At 65.4% G+C, this 5,275-nt stretch carries 5 protein-coding genes; 4 read left to right on the forward strand and 1 reads right to left on the reverse strand.

The genetic code is table 11. The features are described from left to right. The 4 genes from AC5RWT_RS34165 to AC5RWT_RS34180 all read left to right on the forward strand — a co-directional run. A partial coding sequence (locus AC5RWT_RS34165) for an FtsK/SpoIIIE family DNA translocase (RefSeq protein WP_494084098.1) occupies positions 1-2,760 on the forward strand: 2,760 nt, incomplete at its 5' end. A 95-nt stretch (positions 2,761-2,855) separates the two neighbouring features. Next, the gene (pgsA, locus tag AC5RWT_RS34170; protein ID WP_493968085.1) at positions 2,856-3,461 is read left to right on the forward strand and encodes a CDP-diacylglycerol--glycerol-3-phosphate 3-phosphatidyltransferase; all 606 of its coding nucleotides are present in this window, start codon (positions 2,856-2,858) and stop codon (positions 3,459-3,461) included. Further along, entirely contained in the window at positions 3,458-3,952 is a 495-nt protein-coding gene (locus tag AC5RWT_RS34175; RefSeq protein WP_494084099.1) for a CinA family protein, read from the forward strand. The genes pgsA and AC5RWT_RS34175 overlap by 4 nt, the downstream gene beginning before the upstream one ends. A 127-nt stretch (positions 3,953-4,079) precedes the next feature. Next, positions 4,080-4,517, forward strand: a complete 438-nt coding sequence (locus AC5RWT_RS34180) for a helix-turn-helix domain-containing protein (RefSeq protein WP_493968083.1) — start codon at positions 4,080-4,082, stop codon at positions 4,515-4,517. Positions 4,518-4,615: 98 nt separating this feature from the next. On the opposite strand, the gene AC5RWT_RS34185 is transcribed toward AC5RWT_RS34180, so the two are convergent. After that, the gene (locus tag AC5RWT_RS34185; RefSeq protein ID WP_494084100.1) at positions 4,616-5,098 is read right to left on the reverse strand and encodes a MarR family winged helix-turn-helix transcriptional regulator; all 483 of its coding nucleotides are present in this window, start codon (positions 5,096-5,098) and stop codon (positions 4,616-4,618) included. Positions 5,099-5,275 lie beyond the last annotated feature (177 nt).

The following is a 5,275-nucleotide window of genomic DNA, read 5'->3' on the forward strand; positions in this document are numbered from 1 at the left end:
TCCAGCAAGACCAAGGTGCTCGATGTGCAGCCCCAGGAGGAGCAGCTGCCGCTGCTGCCCCGGATCATCCATGCCGTCTGGATGGGCGTAGCCCGCCCGGTCGCTGCGGGCGTCCGGAAGCTCGGCCCCGATGTGCGGCCCGACCTTGAATTGCGCCGCGACGGCACCGGATTCTTCCTGCTGCTGCTGGCTGCCTGCGTGGCCACGGTGGAGTGGTGGGCACTCGACGGGTGGTTCGGAGACGCGGTGCACGCCGTGGCCGGTGGGACCTTCGGCTGGATGGCCCTGGTGCTTCCGGTGCTGTTGCTGATCATGGCCGTGCGCCTCATGCGCTACCCGGAGAACTCTCCGGCCAACAGCCGCATCTCCATCGGTCTCATCCTCGCTCTGGCGTCCGGCTCCGGGCTCGCGCACGTGATCGGCGGGCAGCCCGCCCTGGCCGATGGCTTCGATGCGTTGTGGGCCGCCGGCGGCATGGCCGGATTCCTGCTCGCGGCGCCACTGGCAGCGGTCAGCATGTGGCTGCCGGTCGCTGTCTACGGACTGCTGGCTTTCACCAGCATCCTGATCATCACGGCCACGCCGTTCCGCCATATTCCGATGCGCCTGCGGCAGCTGTACGAGCACCTGATGGGCCAGGACCCGTCGGCCGAGGCTCAGTACCAGCCAGCGGGGGACGGGCACGACCAGAGCTACCTCTATGCCGACGAAGCCCCGGCCAAGGAACGCAAACCGCGGCGCAAGCTGTTTGGCAAACGCGCGTCCGAAGAGGCCGGCGCCGACGACGAGGGGTTCTACTTCGACGAGGCGTTCGAGACTCCCGTGATCGAGGCTCAGGAGGCTGAGGAAGCTGAGGAACCGGCCGGAACGGAGCAGGCGGCGCCTGCCGTGCCGCCGGGAGTCCGCCGCCCGACGCAGGCCGAACTGGCGGTCGAAAAGATCAAGCGCGACCAGGGCCTGGTTCCCGAAGGCGCCACCGAAGCGCTGCCGGTGCTGCCTGCCGCAGTGCCCACTGTCCCGTCCAACCCGGTGCAGCCACAGCCGCCGGCCACCCCGATCCCGCAGCGCACGGAGCAGTTGCAGTTGGCCGGCGACGTCGCCTACACGCTGCCGCCCTCGGACTTCCTCCCGCCGGGACCGCCGTCGAAGGAACGCTCGGAGGCGAACGACGCCGTCGTCAAGGCGCTGACCGAGACACTGGACCAGTTCAAGGTGGACGCGAGGGTGACCGGCTTCTCGCGCGGGCCGACAGTGACCCGCTACGAAATCGAGCTGGCGCCGGGGACGAAGGTCGAACGGGTCACCGCCCTGTCCAAGAACATTTCCTACGCGGTGGCCAGCTCCGACGTGCGCATCCTGTCGCCGATTCCCGGAAAATCGGCCATCGGCATTGAAATCCCGAATACCGACCGCGAGACGGTATCGCTGGGCGACGTGCTCAGGTCGAACAACGCCCGCAAGACCGAGCACCCCATGGTCATGGGTGTGGGCAAGGACGTGGAGGGTGGCTTCGTGCTGGCCAATCTGGCCAAGATGCCGCACTTGCTCGTCGCAGGCGCTACCGGCGCGGGCAAGTCTTCGTTCGTGAATTCCATGATCACCTCCATCCTGATGCGTTCGACGCCGGACGAGGTGCGAATGGTCATGGTGGACCCCAAGCGCGTGGAACTGACCGCGTATGAGGGTGTCCCGCATTTGATCACGCCGATCATCACGAATCCGAAGAAGGCCGCCGAGGCGTTGCAGTGGGTGGTCCGGGAGATGGACACGCGCTACGACGACCTGGCCAACTTCGGTTTCAAGCACATCGATGATTTCAACAAGGCCGTGCGCAACGGGAAGGTTGTGCCGCCGGCCGGGTCAAAGCGCGTGGTCAAGCCCTACCCGTACCTTCTGGTGATCGTGGATGAGCTTGCGGACCTGATGATGGTTGCCCCGCGGGATGTTGAGGATTCGATTGTCCGCATCACGCAGCTGGCCCGCGCCGCGGGTATTCACCTGGTTCTCGCCACACAGCGGCCTTCGGTGGACGTGGTCACGGGCCTGATCAAGGCCAACGTTCCGTCGCGGATGGCGTTTGCCACCTCGTCCGTGACCGACTCCCGCGTGGTGCTCGACCAGCCGGGTGCCGAGAAGCTGATCGGCCAGGGCGACGCGTTGTTCCTGCCGATGGGTGCCAATAAACCGATGCGTGTGCAGGGGGCCTGGGTTTCGGAATCGGAAATCCACAAGGTTGTTGAACACGTCAAGGGCCAGCTGCAGGCCGTCTACCGGGACGACGTCGCCGTCGAGGCGCCCAAGAAGCAGATCGATGACGACATCGGAGACGACCTTGACGTGCTGCTGCAGGCGACCGAACTTGTGGTCACCACGCAGTTCGGCTCCACGTCAATGCTCCAGCGGAAGCTGCGTGTGGGCTTCGCCAAGGCCGGCCGCCTGATGGACCTGCTGGAGTCCAGGGGAGTGGTCGGCCCGTCCGAGGGTTCGAAGGCCCGCGACGTGCTGGTGAAGCCGGACGATCTGGCAGCCACACTTGCCGCGATTAAGGGCGGCGAGGCGCCGTCGGCGGGCCCGGGCGGGGCCGGTGAAGCCGACCCGCTGACCGATGCCTTGGCCGACAACGCCAACGCGAACCATGGTTTTGAGGGTCCGCGCGACCTGGTCGCCGAGGATTTGGACTCCCGGCCGCAGGCAGTCGATTATCACGACGGCGACGACGAACCAGGGCCGGAAGACGCCTGGAGCCTCACTGGACGCTGACCTTCGCCCGGCTGCCTGCGGATGCCCGGGTCCACGGGCAGCCAGCCGACCGCTTGGCGGCTGAAGCGATCCTGCGGGCGGGTAGCCTTGAACCCGTGACTGATTCAGCGTCCCGGCCCGTGCCCCTGCTCAATATCGCCAACGTCCTCACCACAGTGCGGATCCTGCTGGTTCCCTTTTTCATCTGGTTCCTGCTGGTAGATGCAGGTTCGGGTCAGTTGTTCCGGTGGCTGGCGGTGCTGGTTTTCGCCGTCGCAATCTACACCGACAAACTCGACGGCGATCTGGCGCGCAGCCGCGGCCTGATTACGAATTTCGGCAAGATTGCAGACCCTATCGCCGACAAGCTCCTGATCGGCTCGGCCCTGATCCTGCTGTCGATCCTGGGTGACCTCCCATGGTGGATCACCGTCGTCATCCTGGCCCGGGAGCTGGGCATTACCTTGCTCCGGTTTGTCGTCATCCGCTACGGCGTCATGCCTGCTTCGCGCGGCGGCAAGCTGAAGACGGTACTGCAGACGCTGGCGATCTTCCTTTATCTGCTGCCGCTGGAAGCGTGGCTGGGATCGTGGGCCGTCTGGGGTGCCTTTGCCGTGATGATGGTCGCCGTCGCCGTGACCGTGGTGACCGGCATTGACTACGTCGTGAAAGCGGTAAGGTTGCGCCGCAGCGCTCTGGCGGGAACCGAGGGCCGGCAGTGAACAGCACGCAGGCATCCGCGGTTGTGGGTGCTGCCATCGCCCGGAAGCTGACGATTGCAACAGCCGAGTCACTGACGGCAGGAATGGTAGCTGCGGAACTGGCCACGGTTCCGGGGGCTTCAGGCACGCTGCAAGGCGGCGTGGTTTCCTACCAGGGCCAGGTTAAGTCCGCGGTGCTTGGCGTCGACCCTGACCTCCTGGCCCGGGAAGGGGCTGTCACAGAAGCGGTCGCCCGTCAAATGGCAGAGGGCGCCCGGCGGCTGCTCGAGGCAGATATCGCGGTATCCACCACGGGGGTGGCCGGACCGGAACCGCACGGTGGACGTGACGTGGGGACGGTGTGGATTGGCGTGGCCGGTCCCGAAGGAACGCGCGCCGTCGAGTTTTACTTCTCGGGGGACCGGGCCCGGATCCGTCAGCAGGCATGCGAAGCAGCCATCGAGGAACTGGGCCGCGCCGTCGACACGGCCGCTTCTCCTCCCGGACCATAGATCCCGGCGGGAACAAAAATATTGATTCAGTAGTTATCAAAGGTGTCAGCAGCTGTTAGGTTGTTGGCCTAGGCTTGGAAGACAGCGGCAAGAGCCGCATACCTTATGAGGGAGCAAGGCGATACAGATGGTAAAGCAGCCCGTGTCCGTAAACGGTGTCGTCCGTTGGCGTGACGTGGGATTGGCCGACGAACCGCGCAGGGAGCAGAAGGAGCGCAAAATGGTAGTGCTACGTCACGAAATTGGCGACGTCCTCCGCGATGTCCGGCAGCGTCAGGGCCGCACCCTGCGTGAAGTCTCACACAGCGCCCGTGTCTCTCTCGGATACCTCAGCGAAGTCGAGCGCGGCCAGAAGGAAGCGTCGTCGGAGCTCTTATCTTCGATTTGCTCCGCCCTGGACGTTCCCTTGTCGCACATGCTGCGGGAAGTCAGCGACCGTGTTGCTGATGCTGAAGGTGTGGTGATTCCCGACACCGTCCCGCAGGAACTTTCGCGGGAGTTTGTCGGTGACATTCCGGACGAGCTGCCCGAGGATCTCCGCGGGTTGGCTTCCGCCCGGTACTAATTCACAGACCGAAACGGGCCGGCTCCGCCATAGCGGCGGAACCGGCCCGTTTTCTGCGTCCAAGCCCGTTTCCTGCTGCCAAGGTGCCGTGCCTGTTTCTAGTGGACGGGTGGCTCGTTGGCATAGGAGGAGTTCAGCCGGTCCAGCAGCTGCCCAAGCGTCGACAAATCCTCGACGGACCAATCTCCCAGTCGCTCATGGAAGGCAACCTTGCGGGCGGCCTGGGCCTGCGCAAGCTTGTCCAGCCCGGCGGGGGTTAAGGTGATGGACTGGGCCCGCCCGTCCAAGGGGTCCGCCTGCTTCCCGACCAGCCCCAACTGCTCCAGCATGGCAATCTGGCGGCTGACGGAGGGCTTGCCCACCCCGATGGCGGCCGCCAATTCCGTGAGGCGCATGGAATCCTCCCGCTGGAGGATCAGCAGCAGGCCGTAAGCGGCAGGCTCCATATCCGGATGGACGCTCCGCGCCACCCGGTGCGAGTTCGCCCTTGCCCGGCGCCAGAGCAGGCTCAACTGCCGTTCAAGTGATTCGATGGCCGCGTCGAATCCTGTGTCTGGGCTGCCCGTGGCATGGTCTGTCATGGCCTCAGTCTAATGAGCAGTGTCCCGGCACAGGGCAACCGCTGCCGGACGCGCCGCGCGCCGGCTGTGGCGGCGGGGATTCCGGCCCGCCGGCCGCTCGGTGCGGGCCCATACGTGAGAAGATGGACGCGTGCGAATCAGTGACTTCTGGCGGTTGATGGACGATGAATTCGGGTC

It is taken from the genome of Arthrobacter sp. Dra40, assembly GCF_059091905.1.

Excerpts from the sequence above, each read along its gene's own strand:
- AC5RWT_RS34180 (WP_493968083.1), top strand. The coding sequence starts at position 4,080 with ATGGTAAAGCAGCCCGTGTCCGTAAACGGTGTCGTCCGTTGGCGTGAC.
- AC5RWT_RS34185 (WP_494084100.1), bottom strand. The coding sequence starts at position 5,098 with ATGACAGACCATGCCACGGGCAGCCCAGACACAGGATTCGACGCGGCC.